This window comes from Paenibacillus sp. DMB5 (assembly GCF_001517085.1).
GTDB lineage: Bacteria > Bacillota > Bacilli > Paenibacillales > Paenibacillaceae > Paenibacillus_AQ.
Map to the genome: position 1 here is coordinate 72,605 of NZ_LRAC01000172.1, position 20,761 is coordinate 93,365.

General features: G+C 55.3%; 19 protein-coding genes, 2 pseudogenes and 1 other annotated feature. Of the genes and pseudogenes, 6 read left to right on the forward strand and 15 right to left on the reverse strand.

Annotation, left to right across the window (positions count from 1 at the left end; all coding sequences use genetic code 11):
- Window positions 1-57: 57 nt before the first annotated feature.
- The 5 genes from tatC to AWJ19_RS32695 all read right to left on the reverse strand — a co-directional run bounded on the left by tatC (window position 58) and on the right by AWJ19_RS32695 (window position 3,020).
- Entirely contained in the window at window positions 58-828 is a 771-nt protein-coding gene (tatC, locus tag AWJ19_RS32675; protein ID WP_068720743.1) for a twin-arginine translocase subunit TatC, read from the reverse strand.
- Window positions 829-987: 159 nt separating this feature from the next.
- On the reverse strand, window positions 988-1,227 hold the full coding sequence (gene tatA / locus AWJ19_RS32680) for a twin-arginine translocase TatA/TatE family subunit (protein WP_068720810.1): 240 nt from the start codon (window positions 1,225-1,227) through the stop codon (window positions 988-990).
- Window positions 1,228-1,353: 126 nt separating this feature from the next.
- A complete protein-coding gene (locus tag AWJ19_RS32685) occupies window positions 1,354-1,839 on the reverse strand; it encodes a MogA/MoaB family molybdenum cofactor biosynthesis protein (protein WP_039870183.1) in 486 nt (161 codons plus the stop codon).
- Window positions 1,840-1,915: 76 nt separating this feature from the next.
- Window positions 1,916-2,389, reverse strand: a complete 474-nt coding sequence (gene moaC / locus AWJ19_RS32690) for a cyclic pyranopterin monophosphate synthase MoaC (RefSeq protein ID WP_068720741.1) — start codon at window positions 2,387-2,389, stop codon at window positions 1,916-1,918.
- The gene (locus tag AWJ19_RS32695; protein ID WP_068720739.1) at window positions 2,379-3,020 is read right to left on the reverse strand and encodes a 5-formyltetrahydrofolate cyclo-ligase; all 642 of its coding nucleotides are present in this window, start codon (window positions 3,018-3,020) and stop codon (window positions 2,379-2,381) included. The genes moaC and AWJ19_RS32695 overlap by 11 nt, the downstream gene beginning before the upstream one ends.
- A gap of 229 nt (window positions 3,021-3,249) precedes the next feature.
- Between AWJ19_RS32695 and AWJ19_RS32700 the strand changes: the two genes are divergently transcribed.
- Complete coding sequence (locus tag AWJ19_RS32700; RefSeq protein ID WP_068720737.1) at window positions 3,250-5,205, forward strand: ABC-F family ATP-binding cassette domain-containing protein; 1,956 nt, start codon at window positions 3,250-3,252, stop codon at window positions 5,203-5,205.
- A 521-nt stretch (window positions 5,206-5,726) separates the two neighbouring features.
- Here the strand turns inward: AWJ19_RS32700 and AWJ19_RS32705 are convergent.
- The 8 genes and pseudogenes from AWJ19_RS32705 to AWJ19_RS32745 form a co-directional block, all read right to left on the reverse strand.
- Window positions 5,727-7,283: a 2-isopropylmalate synthase gene (locus AWJ19_RS32705; RefSeq protein WP_068720735.1), complete on the reverse strand. Its 1,557-nt coding sequence runs from the start codon at window positions 7,281-7,283 to the stop codon at window positions 5,727-5,729.
- Between the two features lie 267 nt (window positions 7,284-7,550).
- Window positions 7,551-7,843 (reverse strand) — a binding site (T-box leader).
- A gap of 432 nt (window positions 7,844-8,275) precedes the next feature.
- Window positions 8,276-9,324 (reverse strand): annotated as a pseudogene (tsaD, locus tag AWJ19_RS32715) (tRNA (adenosine(37)-N6)-threonylcarbamoyltransferase complex transferase subunit TsaD).
- On the reverse strand, window positions 9,321-9,845 hold the full coding sequence (rimI, locus tag AWJ19_RS32720; RefSeq protein WP_241781548.1) for a ribosomal protein S18-alanine N-acetyltransferase: 525 nt from the start codon (window positions 9,843-9,845) through the stop codon (window positions 9,321-9,323). The pseudogene tsaD and the gene rimI overlap by 4 nt, the downstream one beginning before the upstream one ends.
- Window positions 9,842-10,672, reverse strand: coding sequence for a tRNA (adenosine(37)-N6)-threonylcarbamoyltransferase complex dimerization subunit type 1 TsaB (gene tsaB / locus AWJ19_RS32725; protein ID WP_068720806.1), 831 nt, complete (start codon window positions 10,670-10,672; stop codon window positions 9,842-9,844). The genes rimI and tsaB overlap by 4 nt, the downstream gene beginning before the upstream one ends.
- Complete coding sequence (gene tsaE / locus AWJ19_RS32730) at window positions 10,672-11,160, reverse strand: tRNA (adenosine(37)-N6)-threonylcarbamoyltransferase complex ATPase subunit type 1 TsaE (protein WP_068720732.1); 489 nt, start codon at window positions 11,158-11,160, stop codon at window positions 10,672-10,674. The genes tsaB and tsaE overlap by 1 nt, the downstream gene beginning before the upstream one ends.
- 105 nt (window positions 11,161-11,265) lie before the next feature.
- Window positions 11,266-12,272, reverse strand: a pseudogene (locus tag AWJ19_RS32735) (multidrug resistance efflux transporter family protein).
- Between the two features lie 288 nt (window positions 12,273-12,560).
- Complete coding sequence (locus AWJ19_RS32740) at window positions 12,561-12,746, reverse strand: H-type small acid-soluble spore protein (protein ID WP_068720730.1); 186 nt, start codon at window positions 12,744-12,746, stop codon at window positions 12,561-12,563.
- 49 nt (window positions 12,747-12,795) lie between these two features.
- Window positions 12,796-12,987 (reverse strand): hypothetical protein, encoded by a 192-nt coding sequence (locus tag AWJ19_RS32745; protein ID WP_068720728.1) that lies wholly within the window; start codon window positions 12,985-12,987, stop codon window positions 12,796-12,798.
- 210 nt (window positions 12,988-13,197) lie between these two features.
- Here AWJ19_RS32745 and AWJ19_RS32750 point away from each other — a divergent pair, with 210 nt between their 5' ends.
- Genes AWJ19_RS32750 through ligD form a run of 3 tightly spaced genes read left to right on the forward strand, consistent with a single transcriptional unit; the run spans window position 13,198 to window position 16,061 of the window.
- Window positions 13,198-14,169 (forward strand): Ku protein, encoded by a 972-nt coding sequence (locus AWJ19_RS32750; protein WP_068720726.1) that lies wholly within the window; start codon window positions 13,198-13,200, stop codon window positions 14,167-14,169.
- Between the two features lie 33 nt (window positions 14,170-14,202).
- Window positions 14,203-15,270: a DNA ligase gene (locus AWJ19_RS32755; RefSeq protein ID WP_068720724.1), complete on the forward strand. Its 1,068-nt coding sequence runs from the start codon at window positions 14,203-14,205 to the stop codon at window positions 15,268-15,270.
- Entirely contained in the window at window positions 15,177-16,061 is an 885-nt protein-coding gene (ligD, locus tag AWJ19_RS32760; RefSeq protein ID WP_068720722.1) for a non-homologous end-joining DNA ligase, read from the forward strand. Before AWJ19_RS32755 ends, ligD begins: the two co-directional genes overlap by 94 nt.
- Before the next feature lie 225 nt (window positions 16,062-16,286).
- On the opposite strand, the gene AWJ19_RS32765 is transcribed toward ligD, so the two are convergent.
- Both AWJ19_RS32765 and cls read right to left on the reverse strand, forming a co-directional pair.
- Complete coding sequence (locus AWJ19_RS32765; RefSeq protein ID WP_068720721.1) at window positions 16,287-17,198, reverse strand: YitT family protein; 912 nt, start codon at window positions 17,196-17,198, stop codon at window positions 16,287-16,289.
- 166 nt (window positions 17,199-17,364) lie between these two features.
- Entirely contained in the window at window positions 17,365-18,798 is a 1,434-nt protein-coding gene (gene cls, locus AWJ19_RS32770) for a cardiolipin synthase (RefSeq protein WP_198536441.1), read from the reverse strand.
- A gap of 245 nt (window positions 18,799-19,043) precedes the next feature.
- Here cls and AWJ19_RS37480 point away from each other — a divergent pair, with 245 nt between their 5' ends.
- Window positions 19,044-20,252 (forward strand): peptidoglycan DD-metalloendopeptidase family protein, encoded by a 1,209-nt coding sequence (locus AWJ19_RS37480; RefSeq protein ID WP_068720719.1) that lies wholly within the window; start codon window positions 19,044-19,046, stop codon window positions 20,250-20,252.
- A gap of 24 nt (window positions 20,253-20,276) precedes the next feature.
- Window positions 20,277-20,726, forward strand: a complete 450-nt coding sequence (locus tag AWJ19_RS32780) for a polymer-forming cytoskeletal protein (RefSeq protein WP_068720717.1) — start codon at window positions 20,277-20,279, stop codon at window positions 20,724-20,726.
- Window positions 20,727-20,761 lie beyond the last annotated feature (35 nt).

Sequence of the window (20,761 nt, forward strand, 5' to 3'; positions counted from 1 at the left end):
TCTATCCACCGGGAGGCAAAATATGCCTCCACGGCTCCAAAACCAGGCATCTAGCTGTCAACGTCCCTGCTGCTTCACATAGCGCGCCTCCCGCGCAGCATCCTCTGCGAGTTGTCTGCGGTAGACCAGCGCTGAAAGAAACACACTGAATTCATACAGGATAAGCAGCGGAATGGTCACCAGGAAATCCGAGATGAAATCCGGAGGTGTGATGACCACCGCAATAAAGACAAGCGCGAAATAAGCATAACGCCGCATCCGGCGCAGGCGCAGCGGATTAAGCACCCGCAGCTTGGTCAGAAACATGACGATCAGCGGCAGCTCAAACAGCAGCGCCAGCGGAATGCACAGACTGAACATAAAGCTGAAGTACTCGGTAATCCCGTAAGTCTCCTCCAGCCCCATGCTGCGGGTAATGGTGATTGTAAACGACAACGCCATCGGAAAAACAATGTAATAGGCAAATAATAAGCCCAGTATGAACAAAACAGCCACGTAAGGAACATACCTTAGCGCCGCGCTCTGCTCCTCCGGCCGCAGCCCCGGACTGATAAACGCCCACAGCTGGTAGACAATAAACGGCAGCGAAACGGCCAGCGAGACGGCCATGGCAATCTTCATATACATCCCGATGCCATCCCAAAAGGAAAAAGCATGCAGCACAAAGCCCTGCGCCTGATCGGCATCAATCAGATACAGATACACGGGTCTAGCCACAAATAATCCGCCGATCAGACCGGCTGTGAACACTATCAGCACATAGATAATCCGTCTGCGCAGCTCAGTGAGATGATCAACCACCGACATTTCTTCCGATTCCAGAGACATGACTGACACCACCCAGATCCGTATGTAAGATTCCCCGCCAAAGATGGCCTGTGATATGACTGCAGGTTCAAAGCCTCTGCAGCTCTTCTGTTTACAAAAAAAGAGGCGCCACCCGGTCTGAAGCAGACTGAGAGAAACGCCCCCGCGTAGTTACACCTGTTATTCCGGCAGCTTCCGTTCCTGCGGAAGGTCTGCAGCTAATGTCTGCGGGGCCGGCGGTGCAGGAGCTTCACTGCGCCGAGCCGGTTCCGGCTCATTAATAATTTCACGTGCCCCGTCCTTGAATTCACGGAAGGTGCGTCCGACCGCCCGGCCAAGCTCCGGAAGCTTATTCGGACCAAAAAGCAGCAGCGCCAGGATCACCAGTAGAATAATTCCGGGAGCACCAATACCATTCAGCATTCGCTTTTCCTCCTCGCCCTTTGTCCGTTCATGATAGATTAAGCAGCAGCTTAATAATACCATAACTTTTGTCACACATCCAACAGCTTTAGCGCTGAGGCGGCAGGGCGGGGCATCCGTCTGTTACTGGCGGTATTGTCCGGTTACCATAAGCAGGGCCTCCGGCAGCTGATCCATGATCGCCGCCAGGTTCTCATGCACTCCCTTGGGCGTTCCCGGCAGATTGACAATCAGCGTCCGTCCGCGGATTCCGCAAATACCGCGGAAGAGCATGACCGCACGGTTCTTCTGCATCACTGTGCTTCTCATCGCCTCCGACATTCCGGGCACCTCACGCTCAATGACCCGGCGGGTAGCTTCCGGAGTAACGTCGCGGATCGCCAGCTCGGTTCCGCCGGTAGTAAGTACAAGATCCGCCTTGAAATAATCGGTAAGCTCGATCAGCGCAGCAATAATCTCATCCTGCTCATCAGGTACAATTCTGACCTCGATGATCTCACCGCCAAGCTCCTCTTCTACCAGCTCGCGGATAACCTGGGCGCTGGTATCTTCCCGTTCGCCCCTGGATCCTTTATCGCTTGCCGTCAGGATTGCTGTTTTCCACGCCATAGGTTGTTCCTCCCTCTCTTTTCTATGTAAGGAAGGCCGCAATGTGCAGCCTTGCCGCACTTCTCTCTTGCAGTAACTAAGCTTCCAGCTCGTAATTCCCGTTCTTCCCGCCGCTCTTGGAGACAAGCATCGTAGGTCCGATGACCATATCCTTCTGCAGCGCCTTGCACATGTCATAGACGGTCAGAGCCGCCGCCGAAACGGCCGTCAGCGCCTCCATCTCCACTCCGGTCTTTCCGGTCGTCTTCACGGTTGCTTCTATATAAAGTTCATCTTTGCTGTTGTCCGAGAAGCGGATGTCAACACCGGTAAGAGAGAGGGGATGGCACATCGGAATCCAGTCCGAGGTCTGCTTCGCAGCCATAATGCCGGCTACCTGTGCAACTGCCAAAACATCTCCTTTGCCGACGCTTCCTGACTTGATGGCCTCGAGCGTCCCGGGATCCATTGTTACCTTGCTTCTTGCAGCCGCTGACCGCTTGGTGATGTCCTTGTCGCTGACATCCACCATACGCGCCCGGCCCTGCTCGTTAAAATGACTAAATTCCATGCTGTCTCTCCCTCCGGCAATCCATGACGCCGTCTTCCGTAATTAACAAGTCCATGTAAGCATCATGGTCGTCCATGGGCACTTCCTCAACCACCTGGCAGCCGAAAGCCAGACCAATCCATAATGGATCTTTCTCTTGCAGGGTAGCTTCGGTATCCAGGGTGGCCCGCAGGCGGTCGTAATATCCGCGTCCGTAGCCCAGCCTTCCGCCCCGCCGGTCAAAAGCCAGCCCCGGGACGAAGATCACATCCGGCCTGGGCAGGCGATCCTGCCTGTCAGCAGAATCAGCAGCCGGCTCCAGTATGCCGAAGGCTCCCGGTACGAGCTCCTTCCATGAGTGTACCGGATGCAGGCTCATCATTCCTGTGGCTTGTATCACACGGGGCAGCAGTAACGTGCAGCCCTCCGCCCAGGCGCCGGCAATCAGCGGGCGCGTATCCAGCTCCGAACGGAAAGGGACATACGCAAGCAATGTCTTCGCTTCTTCTCCCGCCAGCCTTTCCGCCGCATGCCTGCAGACCAGAGAAGACAGTGCGTTTCTCTGGCTCTCCGGCAGCTTGCTGCGGGCGGCGGCAGCCGCTGCACGCAGCTCCCGCTTCCTTTCAGCGGTCAGGGCACTTTGGCCTGTCATGTGCAGCCGCCTCCCGTTTGTTTTTGCCTAGCTTATCATCGTTTGTAAACTCAGTTTACCACTCTTCTCCCCGGTTCGCCAAGGTTGTATCATTTCCGCTGTTAGACGAATCCGGAAAACCGTCCCCCTCGCGCGGCAGAAGCTTTTCATGTAAACTGTAGTATAAGCAAGATATACAGCCGGGTCAGAGCGCCCGGGCGAATATGCAAGGGCGGAGGGTTCAATCAGTATGCTTCTTCAAGCGACAGGAATTTCGAAATCATATGGTATTCAAAGCGTGCTGGACGGCATCAGCCTGCAGGTGAATGAGAAGGAACGAGTCGGACTCGTTGGCGTCAACGGCGCCGGCAAATCCACCTTTCTGCAGATTCTCGCAGGCGAGATGTCCTATGACAGCGGGCAAATTCATAAATCCAAAGAGACAACCGTAGGCTACCTGGCCCAGAACAGCGGCCTGCAGTCGGACAAAACCATCCAGGAGGAAATGCTGGCTGTGTTTGCTCCCTTAATTGAAGCGGAAGCAGAGCTCCGGCAGATGGAAGCGGACATCGCAGACCCGAAGCTGGCCGATGATCCGAAGCGTTATGAGGATCTGCTGGAGCGTTACTCCAAGCGCTCGGACTGGTTCAAGGACCACGGGGGCTATGAAATGAACACCCGGATCCGCAGCGTTTTGCACGGGATGGGCTTCGGGGATTTCGCGCCGGATACTCCCATCTCCACACTCAGCGGCGGACAGAAGACACGGCTGGCACTCGCCCGTATTCTTCTGCAGGCTCCAGACCTGCTCATGCTGGATGAGCCTACGAACCATCTGGACATTGAGACGCTGACCTGGCTGGAGGATTACCTGCGCGGTTATGCCGGCGGCATTCTGGTCGTTTCCCATGACCGGTATTTCCTCGACCGGCTGGTTACAACAATCGTTGAAATAGAACGCCATCAATCCCGCCGTTATACGGGCAATTACAGCCGCTATATGGAGCTGAAGGCAGCGGAATATGAAATCCGCATGAAGCAGTATGAGAAGCAGCAGGAGGAAATCTCCCGGATGGAGGATTTCGTGCAGCGCAACATCGTGCGCGCCTCGACCACCAAGCGTGCACAGAGCCGGCGCAAGGCACTGGAGAAGATGGAGCGCATTGACAAGCCGCTTGGCGATCTCAAAAAGGCCAGCTTCTCCTTCGAGCCTGATTTCATGTCCGGCAAGGAAGTGCTGCAGGTACGGGACGTTGCCGTATCCTTTAGCGAAGCATCTTCGCCGCTGTTCCGCAGTGCCTCCTTTGAGCTGCGGCGCGGGGAGACGGCTGCCCTCATCGGGCCGAACGGGATCGGCAAATCGACGCTGCTGCAATGCCTGACCGGCACCCGCCAGCCGTCCGCCGGAACCGTCAACTGGGGAGCCAAGGTCAAAATCGCCTACTACGATCAGGAGCAGACACGCCTCAACCCGCGCAATACCGTGCTTGAAGAGCTCTGGAGTGAATATCCGATGCTCGAGGAGGCGCGCATCCGCACCATCCTCGGCAACTTCCTGTTCAGCGGCGAGGATGTCCTCAAGAAAATAGCCGCGCTGAGCGGCGGGGAGAAAGCCCGGGTGGCGCTTTCCAAGCTGATGCTGCGCGGCGCAAATATGCTTATTCTCGATGAGCCTACCAACCATCTGGATCTGGTCAGCCGCGAGGTGCTGGAGGCGGCCTTGATTGATTTTGAAGGCACCCTGCTGTTCATATCCCATGACCGTTATTTCCTGAATAAAATGGCTGAACGTGTCCTGGAGCTGCATCCCGGCGGCATTGACCAGTATCTGGGCAACTATGACGACTACATCGAAAAGAAAAAAGAGCTGGAAGCCATTGCACTGGAGGAAGCCGGACTGCTTGCAGCCAAAGCCGCACGGATTGCCGATGCTGAAGCCGCATCTGCCGACAAGGGCAGTGCCTCCTCTTTTGAAGCCGACAAAGCGGCCAAACGGGAGGAGCGTAACCGTCTGCGGCGGATTTCCGAGCTGGAAGAAGCCATTGCCCGGCTGGAAGAGGAGATTGCCGGCATTGAGAATGAAATGACGAAGCCGGAGGTTTATCAGGATTATATGGCGCTCCAGCAGCATGAAAGCGACCTGAAGGAGAAGAAGGAGCAGCTTAGCGGACGGTTCGACGAATGGGAGCAGCTGGCTGACGAATAATGTAAACAGGTTAAATAAATTTTTTTAAACTGTTCCCGATTTGTTCATAAACAGTTATCCACATGCTCATCCACAGTTTTCGTGTATAACCTCAAATAAAAAAAGCCCCTCGGGGCTTTTTTTTATGCATTAAATCAGCATTTCACCTGTCAAGTACTTTTTATCCACCGAATTGTCCACATTATCCACAGTTTCCACATAAACCTCACATTGGAAAACTCCCCAATCCCGGGTTGCACGAAACAGGCGTTATTGCTGATTTTACACGGTTTTTACACAACCAGGGCGGAATATGTGGATAACGTTGTCCACAGCTTGACAAATCCTGCATTCGCTAAAATTCTACTTTTTCAGACAACATAATCTGCCGCAAAAAAACAGCTTAATTGTCTGCAAAGCTGCTTCTGCCTGCGCTCTGCTTCCGATTGGACGATTATCCCCGTTCGCGGTCTGTAGCATGGTTGACACCGCCCCTTTGTCGGCTGAACCCGCAAACTGTCCAAAGCCGTCTGTACTGCCGGTTACACCGCCGTCTCCCGGCCGGTTTCCGCACGGGCAGAGAGCAGCGCCGCATTGCAGGCGGCTACATAGGCTATTCCTGCCGCCATTACGATATCCTGATGAATAGCCGTGCCTCTGAATTTGGCGCCGTTCCATTCCACCATGACCGCCGCTTCAGCCTGGGCCTGCTCTCCGCTGCCCAGTGAATGCAGCTCAAGACCGTCAAATCCGATGCTCTCGGCAATCCCCAGACTGATCGCTGCAATCACTGCTTCCAGCGGGCCGCTGCCTGTGCTGGTATAGGCTTCCTCCGCACCGCTCTGCAGATTACGCACGGTCACTGCAGCCACCCGGCGCGGCGCACTGCCGGCAAGCACCTGGACATCGCCAAGCTCATAGAACTGCGCCTGCTGTCCGGTCGCACTGCTGACCATGCGCAGCAGCTCGTCATCGCTGACTGCTTTCTGGCGGTCTGCCTTCTCTTTGAAGGATTCGTAGAGCGCATCCAGCTCCGCCGCATCCAGGGCAACACCGTACTTGGCGGCACGGTCCTTCAGCGCATGCCGGCCGGAGTGTTTGCCGAGAATAATCATGCTGCGCGGAATGCCCAGCCGTTCAGGATCCATAATCTCATAGGTGCTGCGGTCCTTCAGCAGGCCGTCCTGATGGATGCCGGATTCATGCTGGAAGGCATTGCGTCCTACGACCGGCTTGTTGAAGGCAATCGGGAAATGCATCGCCCCGCTGATCAGCCGCGAGGTATCATACAGCTTATCCAGCACAATTCCCGTCTCCGCGCCAAGCACATCCCCTCTTGTCTCCAGCGCCATGACCAGCTCCTCCAGAGCACAGTTTCCGGTACGCTCACCGACACCGTTCACCGTAACCTCGATTTGCGTTGCCCCGCCTTCAATGGCAGCCAGGCTGTTCGCAACGGCAAGCCCCAGATCGTTATGACAATGGGCGCTGTAACTTACGTTCTTTCCGCCCCTGGCCCCCAGGCGCACCCTCCGGAACATCTCTCCGTATTCGTGCGGCAAGGCATAGCCGACTGTATCCGGCAGATTAATGATGCTGGCCCCCTCCTCAATAACTGCCTCTACCATTTCAATCAGGTCATCGATTCCCGTCCGGGCCGCATCCATCGCGGTGAATTCCACCACATCGCAGAACTGGCGGGCATAGGCCGTCATTTCACGGGCGGCTGCAACAACCTCAGGCCGGCTCTTGCGCAGCTGATGTCGCAGATGAATATCGGACGAGGAGATGAACAGGTGAATCCGCCGCCGCGCCGCATCCCGGGTTGCCCGGACAGCCGCATCAATATCCCCGCGGACCGCGCGGGCGAAGCCGCAGATCTCTACACCCTGCACCTTCCGTGAAATAGTCTCCACAGCGGCGAAATCCCCCGGACTGGAGACCGGAAATCCCGGTTCCAGCACATCTACTCCCAGCCCGGCAAGCTTGTGGGCCAGAACAATCTTCTGCTCAGGGGTCAGGCTGGCCCCCGGTGCCTGCTCGCCGTCCCGCAGCGTCGTGTCAAAAATCTGAATACGTTTTTTTACCGGAATAATCATTATGAACCCTCCTGAAATGTAAGTTTAGTTTAAGCTGTTCTTCCGCTTGTGCAGGGCGCACGTCGACTTGCACCCTGCTTCTATTCCCGCCCACTGCTGCCGGCAGCACCCGATCCAACTGCAGATAAATTCCGGGCCATAGCCCGGCTAACTGCAAAACAACACAAAATCCCCCCACAAAGTGGAACTTTAACACGGAGGCTGACTCAGATACTTTGCGGGGACCCCAAATAGCTTTCTGATAAAACAAAAAACCCGCCGTCTCTATAAAGAGACGGCGGGTTACCCCTCCGCGGTACCACTCTTCTTGACGCATCCGGCTTACCTTCAAGGCAAACCGCAAGCTGCGTCCAGCTCACCCCAGACCCGCTCTGGTCCATGCAGGCATGGTCAGGCAAGTATGAGTGTCCGGTAACGGGGACTGCCGTTGCAGCGTACATATTTCACTTCCGCCGCTCCGCTCCCGGGCGAGATTCAATGCTTCTCAGGTGACTGCGTCGCACCAACCCGCAGCTCTCTGCACACCTTCTTCATCTACTGCTCCCGTTCATCGCATTTAATCCTTATAAGCATACAAAAAAGCCTGCCGTCTCATTCAAGAGACGACAGGCTGTTCACCTTCGCGGTACCACTCTTGTTGATATCCCGGTTCAGCCGTATTAGGCCGTCCGGAGAATATCCACTCCATTAATCAGGCAAAAGCATCCGGATGACTTCAATCATCCTGCCATTGCTGACCACCCTTTCACGGAGGTTAGCCGTAGACGGTGTACGAAAGGCCCGGCACACTAGCATGCCGTTTAATATTCTTCCGGAATTTCCTCCAGAAAAACATCCCGCTTCCACCGCTCCGCTCCAAGACGAGTTCAGGTCTCCTTCGGCTGCGTCGCACCTACCCGCAGTTCTCTTAACCCGGAAATACCTTACTGCTTCTTTTCATTGCGTTTCGTTATTTGAATTGGGTTGATTATACTCTTCCCGTTTGAGGAATGTCAATAGGCAGAAACTGACCACTGCTCCAGCGACAAGCCGGATCGGCAACCATATCGAGCGGCGTGCTGCCGTCATGCCGCCATTTCACATAGGCTGCCGCCCCGATCATCGCCGCATTATCCGTGCAGTATACCGCCGGAGGAATAATCAGCTCGATGCCCTCTTTCTCACAGCGTGACACCAGTGCTTCGCGCAGCCCTTTGTTAGCGGCAACCCCGCCGCAGAGCAGCAGCTGCCTGGCTTCATTGGCTTTGACCGCACGCACGGCCTTCTCCACCAGAACCTCCACCACGGACTCCTGGAAGCCCCGGGCAATACCGGCCACATCCGGAGCCAGCCCCTTCATCTTACTCTGGTTGACCACATTCAGCACAGCCGACTTCAGGCCGCTGAAGCTGAAATCGTATGAATCGGGCTCCAGCCATACCCGCGGCAGGGCTACTGCCTCTTCCGCTTCATGAGCAAGCCGGTCGACATGCGGACCGCCCGGATACGGGAAGCCGAGAGCGCGCGCGACCTTGTCGTAAGCTTCACCCACCGCGTCGTCACGGGTGCGTCCGATAATCCGGAACTCCCCTTCGCGCTCCATATTCACAAGCTCCGTGTGCCCGCCGGATACAACCAGCGTCATACACGGATACTGCAGCTCCTTGACCAGCCGGTTGGCATAAATATGACCGGCGATATGATGGGTGCCGATCAGCGGCTTGCCCCAGGCCAGCGCCAGGCTCTTGGCGGCCACGACACCGACCAGCAGCGCACCGACCAGCCCGGGTCCCTGCGTAACTGCAATAGCCGTAAGCTCGTCCGGCTGTACACCTGCAGCTGTCATGGCCTCCTCAATCACCAGGGTAATGACCTCCACATGCTTGCGGGAGGCAACCTCCGGTACTACACCGCCAAAAGCGCGGTGGGTTTCGATCTGGCTGGAGATGATGTTCGCCAGCACCTCACAGCCGTCCTTGACAACAGCTACCGAGGTTTCATCACAGCTCGTCTCGATAGCCAATATAAGTACAGGCGCAGCTGCACCCGTTTCTGTATTCATTTCAGATCCACTCTTCCTTCCATCATTCCCTGCTCCCCGTAAGCCGGCAGATCCGCCCACATGATGAGCGCATCCTCGCGGTTGTCCGAATAATACCCTTTGCGGGTTCCGGCCGGACGGAAGCCTTTTTTGCGGTACAGATTCTGGGCCACCTCGTTCGATACCCTGACCTCAAGTGTAATTGATTTCATGCCCAGGAACCCTGCTGTTCTCATCAGCTCATCGAGCAGCCGCTCGCCCCATTTACGTCCCCGGTAAGCTTCCAGGAGCGCAATGTTTGTTACGTGCGCCTCATCAACAATCGCCCACATCCCGGCATATCCGATAATGCGCTCCTGCAGTTCCATCACCATATACTTGGCGAAATGATTATGCGTCAGCTCATTGCGGAACGCTTCCTCGGTCCACGGCATGGTGAAGGCTTCCCGCTCGATTACGAGAATTTCCGGAATATCCTCAAGCTTCATCAGGCGAAAAACAAGCTCGCTTCCCTGATCCCCCACTATCATAGGCTCCGTCATACTTGGCTTGTGCTCCCTTCACTGCTCCGGCGCAGATTGGCTTCCGCTTCGGAAAGCTGGGTATAGTTCGGGATTAACCCGTGAACATCATCACTGCCCGCCAGCAGTGCAGCCTCGCCGAGAAAGCCGGCCCAGCGCCCTTCCAGCTCGTATGGCACCGGCTGTATTTCCGCCTCGCCAAGCAGCGGTTCAAGGCTGGCATGGCTTGCATGCTGAGCGGTTTCACCTACGAACCACAGAATGCGCGGCTTCATGCCCTCTGCCTCCGCCTGCTTCAGCCGCCCGGCAAGATGCGTTACCCAGTCAGCCATCAGCCGGATCGCATCCGGTTCAAGCCGCTGCGGAGCAGCCTGGCCATCAGCTGTAAACAGCCCGGTGTAGGCTTGCCCGCGGCGGGCATCGATCAGCGGAATGATCCAGTCGGGTCCATATCCGCCTTGTCCCGCTTCAGCAGCCGGGCCTTCCGCCTGCTTCTCCAGCGCGGCAGCATAACCGCCCCAGGCCAGCGCATGCAGGCTGGAAACGCCTGCAACCGGCACCTTCCAGGCCCAGGCCAGTGTCTTGGCCGCAGACACCGCAATGCGCGTTCCGGTGTAAGATCCCGGGCCGACGCCCACGGCAATCCCCTTTAGCATGGACGCATCGGTACCGCTGGCCTGCATTGCCTGCTCGATTATCGGGAGGAGATGTACGGAATGGTTCCGCTCCCCGGATGCATTAATCTCATGCAGCACCCTGCCTTCCTCCGTAACAGCTACGCCCAGTATGGCCGTCGAAGTATCCAGCGCCAAAAGCCGCTTCCGCGGCCCGTTATTTTCCTTCATCATCATTCGTTACCCCACTTCTGGATCAGCTCGCGGCACAGTTCCCCGTATGGCTCACCGGCTGCCTTCACAGTAATCAGGCGTTCCTCCGGTCCGGCCGTTTCCATGTATAGATGCAGATGCCGCTGCGGCATCAAATCTGTAATGATGCTGCTCCATTCCACCAGGCAGACTCCCTGCCCGTAGAAATATTCATCGAGCCCCAGCTCGTCCGCTTCCTGCGGGGAGATCCGGTACACATCCATATGGTACAGCGGCAGGCGTCCGTTGTATTCTTTGATAATAGTAAATGTAGGACTGTTCACAATCCCCTCTACACCCAGATGGCGCGCAAAAGCCTGCGAAAATGCCGTCTTGCCGGCACCCAGGTCACCATCGAGGCCGATCACCATGCCCGCCGATGCCGCACCGGCTATCGCAGCTGCAAGCAGCTCCGTATCCTGAAGGCTGTGTGAACGGTAAGTAAATACCGTTTCAACATGATTGTCCAAGCTGCAACTCCACCTTATATAGTATCCTTTTAAAGACATCAACCGACATAGCATAACAATACTTTTAATTATATCGGTATGCTACTTGTCCCGCAACAACCCCCTCTATTCCCGGCTGCCGGCCGTATAGGCTGAATGCGGCTGTCTGCTTCTCTCTGCCTGTTTTTTCTTCGGGTTATGTCCGGAAAACAGGCTGTGCAGCACCATTCCGGCGATAATGACCGCAATTCCAGTCCAGGACAGCAGAGAAGGCAGCGGTGCAGACAGAATCAGGATTTCCCCGATCAGCGCAAACAGCACCTCCAGCGACTGGGTGGCTTCCACCGAAGCCAGTCCGCTCATGCTGCTGCGGACCATATCCGTAGCCCGGAAAAACAGGACGGTAGCAATGACACCTGAGGAAAAAGCGACAATCACAGACTGTAGGGCCTGCGGGCCTGAGGGCAGCCCCACATCTGCCAGACCGATAAGCGATATAATAAGCCAGAACGGCAGGCTGGCCAGTGTCATGCCGAGAATACGCTGGAACACGTCGAGCCGCTCCCCGCACAGCTCCATTGTTTTGCGGTTTCCAAGCGGATACGCGAAGGACGCGATCAGAACCGGGACTATGCCCAGCAGTACCTGTGACGCTTCAAGCTTACGGGCATGATCGGCCTGGAGCAGCGCTACACCAGCCAAAATGATCAGGGACAGTCCGAGGCCGCGCAGCGGAATCCTGCCCCGTTCATAGACGCTTGAACCTCCGGAGCCGGCAACCCATTGTCCGAAGAACGGGGCCAGAAGGGAACCGGAGATAATGGTAATCTGCCAGGTTCGGCGGTCAGCCAGCCCGGCGCATAAGCAGCCGCGAAGCAGATTGGTGCGTAGAACAGGCCAAAGCCGACCGTTCCCCAGAGCAGCCAGGCCCCCGGGCGCTCCTTCATCGCTGCCAGCAGCGGCTTCAGCCTGCCCCGCCCCGCAACGATAGCCACCAAAAACGGAAGTGTAAACAGATAACGCAGTGAGGCGCTCCAGGCCCAGCTGCCTCCCGACAGCTCCATCCGCCGGTTAAGGACAAAAGTTACCGCAAAAAATAGCGCCGAACAGACGCCAAGTAAAATAGGACGCACGTTCATCATCTCTTTTCATCAAATTCACCTCCCCAATATAGGGTCAGACTTTTGCCACCGTCAACCCTTGTGTCAGCTGTACGGCAGCTTGGGCCGGATGGGCGGCCTCTGCTTCACTTCATAAACGCAGCCAGCAGATGCATTCCTTCTGCAAAGGCCCTGCCCGTTATATAGCACAACACAAACAGAGCAGCTATTATCCGTGACAGGACATCGCTGCTCTGGCGTTGTTAGAACACTTTATTATCTTCCGAAGAACCGTTAACGACACAGCCGCATCATTTGCGGTTATTTCCTCTGCTCCTCCAGCCGGTCTACACCGACTGTATGTGTATTGGTTGGCCGTGAGCCTACCTGTACGGTTGCCATTCCATTTTCCTCATCCACACGTTCGATCCAGACCGATTCGCCGTCCAGATGAACGGGGATCATATCCTTGGATGTATAGATATCCATCGCACGTTTTACGTCCATGATTCAAGTCTCCTTCGCAAGCATACGCTTTATTTTTATTAGTACCGTCTCAAAAAAATGGATTTTCCTGCACTTCATCCGCTTCAGGCTCGCCGATGGTGTCATCGGCATCGAGATATCCGGCCTCCGGACCGTAATCCGTATCATCCGGATCGGCAACAATCCCGGCCCAGTCCACAACCTCGGCAGGAATATCCTGCTCGGATAATTCATCAAGCCATTCCTTGCGCCCCTTGCCCATGGTTCTTATCCCTCCGCTTTTCTCCATACATGACAGATATGCCTGCCATTAGGCCAGCTTTTACAAGCCCGGCTTTATTTTTTCCCAAGACTCGCAAAAAATGCATCAGGGTAGAAACTGCGCCCGCACACCATACTAAACAGTAACTACATGATGGGGTTCAGCTCATACAGCACTTATACAGCACTTATAACTCAGGAGGCGATATCCATGCATACCGTCTGGAAAGGGGCCATCAGCTTCGGCCTTGTTCACGTCCCGGTCAAAATGTTCTCGGCAACCGAGGATAAAGACATTTCACTCCGTTACATCCATAAGGAATGCGGAAGCCCGTTGTCCTATGTCCGTAAATGCCCTGTATGCGAAAAGGAAGTCGGGTGGGAGGAGATCGGCAAGGGCTATGAATATGAAAAGGGTAAGTTTGTCCTGTTCGACAAAGAAGAACTGGAGCAGCTGACCGAGGAGAGCAGCAAGAGCATCACCATTCTGGATTTCGTGGATTTGACGGAGATTGACCCGATTTATTTTCAAAAAACCTACTACCTGTCACCCGATCAGGCCGGCACCAACGCCTACCGTCTGCTGATGGAGGCCATGCGCCAGAGCGGCAAAATCGGGATCGCCAAAATTTCCATCCGGTCCAAAAGCAGCCTGGCAGCCATCCGGGTGCTGGAGAACTGCCTGGCCATTGAGACGATTTTTTATCCGGATGAGGTTCGGCCTGTAACCCAGGTTCCGGGCCTGCCGGAAGCAGGCATTGTCAGCGACAAGGAGCTGGAAATGGCCAAGCTGCTGATCTCCCAGCTGTCCACTCCTTTTGAGCCGGGCAAGTATACCGATGATTACCGCCAGCGGATGCTGGATCTGATCTCGCACAAAATCTCCGGCGAGGAGTTCCACATTGCACCAGCCCGCCAGGAGAGCAATGTTATTGACCTGATGGCCGCACTGCAGGCCAGCATCGAGGCAGTTCAGCATATCCCGAGCGATCCTGGGACCGCTCCGGCAGCGGCTGCAGGCAAGTCAAAGACGGGCACCGGCACCCGGAAAAGAGCAGCCAAAGCCAGCGGCACCGAAGCGGCAGCCGGTACTCCTGTCCTCAGCGAAGCAACCGGACCCATTCCGGTTATTGCCCCCAAGACCAAACGGCGCAGCTCAAAAAGCAAAGAGACCGTATCCTGACGCGGACGGTCAGGCACCCAAGGAGGCGGTTTGATGGAATTGAAGCCTGTTACACCGTTCGAACCGGTACTTGCTGCGCAGCTTCCCTCCGGCAGCCAGTGGATTGCCCAGATTAAATGGGACGGGGTCCGCATGCTGTCCTATTATGACGGCAGCCGTATAGAGCTTGTTAACCGCCGGGGCAACCGGCGCACAATGCAATACCCCGAGTTAACTGTGCAGGACCGCTATTGCCGGGCAGACAGCTTCATCCTGGACGGTGAAATTATCGCGCTGGCCGGCGGCAAACCGTCCTTTCATGAAGTGATGCGCCGTGACGGCGTGAGAAGCGAAGCCGCAGTCCGCGCCGTGCTGCCTCAGGTTCCGGTACTCTATATGGTCTTCGACATGCTGTACTGCAGCGGCAAGTGGCTGCTGGATCAGCCCTTGTCCATGCGGCAGCAGATGCTGCAGGATATGCTGCTGCCCCATCCCCATGTGCAGAATGTGCCAAGCTACACTGATCCGGCTAAGCTGTTTGCTGCTGCCAGCAGCGGAGGATTAGAGGGGATTGTCTGCAAAGACCTGGACAGCACCTATGCTCTGGGCGGCAAAGACAAACGGTGGCAAAAGCGTAAGAACATCCTCGACGTAACCGCTGTAGCCGGAGGAGTCACGTTCCGGGACGGGATCGTTAATGCCCTGCTGCTCGGTCTTTATGACAATGAAGGCAGGCTGCATTACATCGGCCATGCCGGGGCCGGCAGAATGACCGCCATGGACTGGCGTAATCTGACCGCCCAGGCCCATAACCTGACTATACCTGCATCGCCTTTTGCAGCCATGCCGGAGCGCAGCAAGGATGCGGTATGGATCAGTCCGAGCCTGGTGTTCAAGCTGCATTTTCTGGAGTGGAACCCATCCGGAACGCTGCGCCAGCCGGTCATCCAGGCACAGGTAGATTTGCCGGCTGAGTCCTGCGCCTTGAGCAGAGAGGCTGAGCACTATTTTACAGGAGGTGAATCTGTATGCCGGCAACCCTTAAAGGCACGATTACCATTGACGGACAGGAGCTTACCGTTACGAATCCGGAGAAGCCGCTTTGGCCGGAGATGGGTATAACGAAGCGGATTTATCTGCAAAAGCTGGCCGCCCTTTCGCCTTACCTGCTCAGCTACTGCAGAAACCGGCTGCTGACGGTGATAAGGTACCCCCACGGCGTGCCCGGGATGTCCTTTTACCAGAAAAACGCCCCGCAGCCGCGGCCTGAATTTGTAAAAACAGCTGTGCAGGACGGGATCGAATATATTGTTCTGCATGGCTTGCCGGAGCTGTTATGGCTGGGGAATCTGGCCGCGCTGGAGTTTCATCCTTCGCTGCATTACGCCGGAAGCAGCCTGCCCTGTGAGTGGATGATTGACCTCGATCCTTCCCTTGAAGTGGAGCCGCGTATTATGGAGGCTGCTGCTCTCGTCGGCGATGTGCTCAAATCACTGGGGCTTGCTTCAGTTCCCAAAACTTCAGGGGCTACAGGGGTTCAGATCATTGTTCCGGTGCAGCAGGGTATTACCTTTGAAGAGCTGCGCAAGACCGGACACTTCATCGGGCGTTATGTGACTGAGAAGCGTCCCGACCTGTTCACGCTGGAACGCCTGAAAAAGCACCGCGGTGACCGGATTTATTTTGATTATCTCCAGCACTACGGCGGCAAAACGCTGGCTGCCCCATATACTCCCAGGGCACGCCCGGGAGCAACCGTGTCCACTCCGCTGCTGTGGGAAGAGGTTGCCCGCAACGTATCGCCGCTTGATTATCATCTGCTGAACATTGAAGAACGGCTGAACCGCACGGGTGATCTTATTGCCAAGGTAGCGCCACAGCCTGTAGGCGAGATTGCTGCGAAGCTGCCTTGAAGCCGCAGATCAGGCAGGGTCGGCAGAGCCGCAGAACAGCATACAGACAGCAATAAGCCCGCAATGCCTATAATGGCTGCGGGCTTATCAGGCGTCCAGCTTGTGGACGGAAGGTATTGTTCTATATGAGAATTCGGTACAAAGAGCTGCGGGCACCGGATTGATTACTCTGACTTTCGTAAATATACCTTCCTTCGGACAGCGTACCCGTTCCCCCGGATCACGCTAGTGGATTGATTTCTTTTTGAAGCGGCCGCCTTTTACATCGTGGATATTGCCAATTGCAATAAATGCATCAGAATCCCAGTCTTCTACAATGGATTTGAGCTTTGCTTCTTCCAGACGAGTAATAACTACAAAAATCACCTTTTTATTTTCACCGGAAAAACCGCCTTCGCCATCCAGATACGTCACACCACGCCCGAGACGCTCCGTCAGCGCTTCCCCGATATCACGGAACTTGTCGCTGATAATCCAGACCGATTTCGACTGGTCCAGACCTTCGAGTGTTACATCAATCATCTTGAAGGCAATATAATAGGCAATCAGGGAAAACATCGCATTATTCCAGCCGAACACAAAGCCCGCTCCGGAAAGGATAAAGAAGTTGAAGAACATGACTACTTCTCCGACAGAGAATGGCAGCTTCTTCGCAACCAGAATGGCCACTATCTCCGTACCGTCAAGCGATCCCCCGTATCTGACAACGAGCCCGACCCCGACGCCCAGTATAACCCCGCCGAACACGGCTGCCAGCAGCGGCTCAACGGTTATCGGATTGACCGGATGCAGCAGCTGAGTACCGATCGACATGACAACGACTGCAAATAAAGTGGATAAGGCAAAGGTCTTGCCGATCTGCTTGTAGCCGATTATCAGGAACGGCAGGTTGAGCAGGGTCAGCAAAATACCGAGAGGAATATGAAAAATATGGGATAGCATAATGGAAATACCGGTTATTCCGCCGTCAATCAACTCATTGGGAACCAGAAAAATTTCCAGGGCCACCGACATCATCGATGCACCCAGCACCATCATAACCACCCGTTGGGCGAACCGCAGTCTGGCGGTCTTCAAGGATGCTTTCTGAGGCTTTTTCTGATCCTCATTCGTAAAGATTTGCTGGCTCACAGTCATAGAACTCCCCCTATAAATAAGTGTCCAAAGAATAACTGAAAGCATAAGGTTGAGCTATACTTTCTTATATTTCTTCTCGTACTTATATTATATCACAAAAGACGGCCAAATAAGGTATGGAACATATTCGCGCCTTAGAAAAGTTAAGGTTTAGTCCTATTTTTGGTCATAAAAGCGGAGATAACAGCTGACAAAGACCTTGAATCAACTTGACATTTCTGTCCCGCTTCATGAATTTGTCAGGGTCAATAAACTCGCTGTGCTTCTGGTCTTTTTCAAAAGCGGCGGCAAGCCGGACAACCATATCCGGGGCCAGCAGTACCGCAGTAAGCTCGAAATTGGAATAAAAGCTGCGCATATCCAGATTGGCACTGCCGGCCGTCGCCAGCAGATCATCCACAATCATGACCTTGGCATGCATGAAGCCCGCAGTATATCGGTAAAATTTCACCCCGGCATCCTGAAGATTTTCCAGATAGGATAAGGAGGCAGCATAGACAAGCTTGTTGTCCGGCTTGGCCGGAATGATGATCCGCACATCCACTCCGCTCAGCACCGCATTTTTCAGTGCCCGGCAAATCGGCGGATCTGGTATGAAGTAGGGCGAGGTGATCCAGATACGCTTTCTGGCCGCCGTAAGAGCGCCAAAAAACATCTCCTGGGACCCATCCACCGCGCCGTCCGGCCCGCTGGCCACGATCAGCACAGCTTCCTCCCCGCTGCAATGATGCTCCGGAAAAAAACGCGGATGGCTGAGCCAGTCTCCTGCGGCCAGCTTCCAGTCCTTCAGGAACACATACTGCAGATCATATACCGCATCTCCCTCCAGCCTTAAATGCGTGTCGCGCCAGTTGCCCATTTTGGGGTCTTTGCCCAAATAGTCATCTCCGACATTCATTCCGCCCGTAAACCCTACCAGCCCGTCGACAACCATAATTTTGCGGTGATTCCGGTAATTGAACCGCCGTTCCAGCAGCGACACCAGCGGCGGCAGGAAGAAATGAACCTCTACACCGGCATTTTTCAGCGTCCGGATGAACCTCTTACCCAGCGCATGACTGCCCAGGCCATCGCATAAAAGACGGACCTTCACCCCCTGGCGGGCCTTGCGGACCATGACATCCTGAAACCGTTCGCCAATCTCATCATCGCGGAAAATATAAAATTCCAGGTGGATATGCTCCCGCGCACTTTCCATCGCCTCCAGCATAGCCTCATAGGCAGCTCCGGCGTTGGGCAGGATCCGGCATCGGTTACGTCCGGTAATCTTCATATCGGACAGCCCGGAGAGCAGACGAAGCAGGCTGCCCCGGCCGGCAAATTTGGGATTTCCGCATTCCTCCGTTTTTTTAATTATCCTGATTTTACTGCAGACATGTGTGCGGATTTCACTACGGCGCGCCGGCGTACAGCGCCTGCCTATTCTGCGGCTCTGCCAGTAATCACGCCCGAGAAAATAATAGAACGCAAGACCTGCCGGAGGGCAGCAGAAGCTGAGAAATATCCAGGCCATAGCCCTTTGGGGACGGCGGTATTCGAACAGCATGATGGCTGCAATCTGCAGTATAAAGAGAGCCAGTAAGAGTGCAATAATGGTCAAGCCGTCACCTCCGCAATCTCAATAAACACCAGCCGGCAACCTCTGATCCGCTGCTCTGGACAGGCTGATTCTAGTACAGGTTTTGCCGGAACTCTTCCTCTTTATTCAGGCAAACCGTTGTCATGTTCATCCAAAGGGCTGAATACATAGAGTAATAGGACAAATCGGATGAGCCCCAGGATTGCAGGATTTACGGATTCACAGCCAAGTACAAGGCGGCTGCGCAGCCGCAGAAAGGAGAAGCTATGAAACCCCAGCATAAGGATAACCGGATTACCCTGCTCGTTGTCCGCGAAGCCGGACGTCCGGTCAGACAACTGCAGCTGTCCAAGCCTCTGGCCCTGGCCCTGCCGGCTGCGGCTGCCCTTTCCATTTCCAGTCTGGTCACCTCGATGCATTTTCATGCCTCGCGTTCCATTGCCGAGCTGGAGGCGGAGGCCGCCTCCTTGTCGCTGGCCAATCTCCGGATGGAGATGAAGGTGGCCGACAAGGATCAGACGCTGCAGCAGCTCCGCAGCCAGGTAACGGAGCTGTCCGAAGAAGCCGAGGTAATCAAAGACAAGCTCAAAAGTGTAAGTGAGCTTGAAGCAGAGCTGCAGTCGCTGATTGATACTGAGGAAGCAACCGGTACAGATTCAGACGCAGATATGGACTCTGCCTCTATCTCAGGGATTCCCCCGGTATCCGCTTCCGGAAATGCATTTGCGGCTACTGCAGCAGGCCCATCCGCAGGCTCCAGAACAGCTGCCTTAAATACAGGACCGCAGGTAAGTCCTGCCGCCGCCCTTGCCTCCCTGCCGGCCATCAGCTTCCGTCTCGGAGCCATCTCAGGCGCGATCAGCAGCACGGTAACTCCGCAGGTAGGCGGAGAATATATCGCTGTCTATCAGGATGATCCCCTGGGAATGGTACAGGAGGCACGGGATGACTACGAAGAAATCCGCAGCCTGCTGGATGAGATGCTCGCCAGCCTGTCCGCCACCATTACAGAAGCCAAAGAGGTCCGGGATACAGAGGCCCAGCTTAAGGCCAGCCAGGCCCTCGCTGAGAAGGCACGTCTGGCACCGGCCGTTATCTGGCCTACCCGTTCCAAGATCATTACCTCCAGCTTCGGCTACCGTTCCGATCCCTTTAAGAGAATCTCCGCCTATCACTCGGGCATCGATATTGCCGGCAGTATCGGAGACCCCATCTATGCGGCCATGGAAGGTGAGGTTACAGCATCGGATCAAATGGGCGCAAGAGGCAAATACATTATTATCAAGCATGCAAACGGTCTCGAAACCTGGTACATGCATCTGAACAGCATGACCGTCTCCGCCGGTGACAAGGTCGGCAAAGGCGAGCAAATCGGCACCCTCGGCAATACCGGGCGCAGCACGGGGCCACATTTACATTTTCAGGTTATCAAGCAGAATAAAGCGGTCAACCCTTTGGGTTATGTCAAACCATAGAACATGGATGAGAGGCGGGTATACATGTGGAATAAACGTAAGCAGGCTGCGCCGTTCAGGCCGACGGATTCGCTGATCGGCCACGGGGGCAATCTGGAGGGCAAGGTGCAGTGTGATACGAATCTGCGGATTGAGGGGAACTTCAGCGGAGAAATCCAGTGTCAGGGCACTGTTACAATCGGCGAACAGGGAACCGTACGGTCCTCAATCAAGGCAAGAGAAATCATCATCGCCGGAAAAGTGTACGGTGACGTCACAGCGGATCAGCGGCTCACCATGACAGGCACTGGTCAGCTGCACGGCAACATTCTGGCGGGCACGCTGAGCATTATGGAAGGCAGTGTGCTGAACGGCTCAATCGCTACAGCCGAACAACCTGCAGCCTTGCTGTCAGATGCTTCCGCCGGGGCGGAAAACACGGACAAAGCAGGCAAGCGCGGGTCCAAGCAGCAGGGCAAACGCGAAGCAGGCTAAGCGGGCAGTGCCCGCTTAGCCTCACTTTTATTACA

Bases quoted from the DNA above. Each gene is read 5' to 3' on its own strand.
- AWJ19_RS32685 (WP_039870183.1), bottom strand. From the start codon at position 1,839: ATGGCGTGGAAAACAGCAATCCTGACGGCAAGCGATAAAGGATCCAGG.
- AWJ19_RS32700 (WP_068720737.1), top strand. From the start codon at position 3,250: ATGCTTCTTCAAGCGACAGGAATTTCGAAATCATATGGTATTCAAAGC.
- AWJ19_RS37480 (WP_068720719.1), top strand. From the start codon at position 19,044: ATGAAACCCCAGCATAAGGATAACCGGATTACCCTGCTCGTTGTCCGC.
- AWJ19_RS32705 (WP_068720735.1), bottom strand. From the start codon at position 7,283: ATGATTATTCCGGTAAAAAAACGTATTCAGATTTTTGACACGACGCTG.
- AWJ19_RS32780 (WP_068720717.1), top strand. From the start codon at position 20,277: ATGTGGAATAAACGTAAGCAGGCTGCGCCGTTCAGGCCGACGGATTCG.
- AWJ19_RS32750 (WP_068720726.1), top strand. From the start codon at position 13,198: ATGCATACCGTCTGGAAAGGGGCCATCAGCTTCGGCCTTGTTCACGTC.
- ligD (WP_068720722.1), top strand. From the start codon at position 15,177: ATGCCGGCAACCCTTAAAGGCACGATTACCATTGACGGACAGGAGCTT.
- AWJ19_RS32765 (WP_068720721.1), bottom strand. From the start codon at position 17,198: ATGACTGTGAGCCAGCAAATCTTTACGAATGAGGATCAGAAAAAGCCT.
- tatC (WP_068720743.1), bottom strand. From the start codon at position 828: ATGTCTCTGGAATCGGAAGAAATGTCGGTGGTTGATCATCTCACTGAG.
- tsaB (WP_068720806.1), bottom strand. From the start codon at position 10,672: ATGATGAAGGAAAATAACGGGCCGCGGAAGCGGCTTTTGGCGCTGGAT.
- AWJ19_RS32755 (WP_068720724.1), top strand. From the start codon at position 14,203: ATGGAATTGAAGCCTGTTACACCGTTCGAACCGGTACTTGCTGCGCAG.
- AWJ19_RS32745 (WP_068720728.1), bottom strand. From the start codon at position 12,987: ATGGGCAAGGGGCGCAAGGAATGGCTTGATGAATTATCCGAGCAGGAT.
- rimI (WP_241781548.1), bottom strand. From the start codon at position 9,845: ATGACGGAGCCTATGATAGTGGGGGATCAGGGAAGCGAGCTTGTTTTT.
- moaC (WP_068720741.1), bottom strand. From the start codon at position 2,389: ATGGAATTTAGTCATTTTAACGAGCAGGGCCGGGCGCGTATGGTGGAT.
- AWJ19_RS32695 (WP_068720739.1), bottom strand. From the start codon at position 3,020: ATGACAGGCCAAAGTGCCCTGACCGCTGAAAGGAAGCGGGAGCTGCGT.
- AWJ19_RS32740 (WP_068720730.1), bottom strand. From the start codon at position 12,746: ATGGACGTAAAACGTGCGATGGATATCTATACATCCAAGGATATGATC.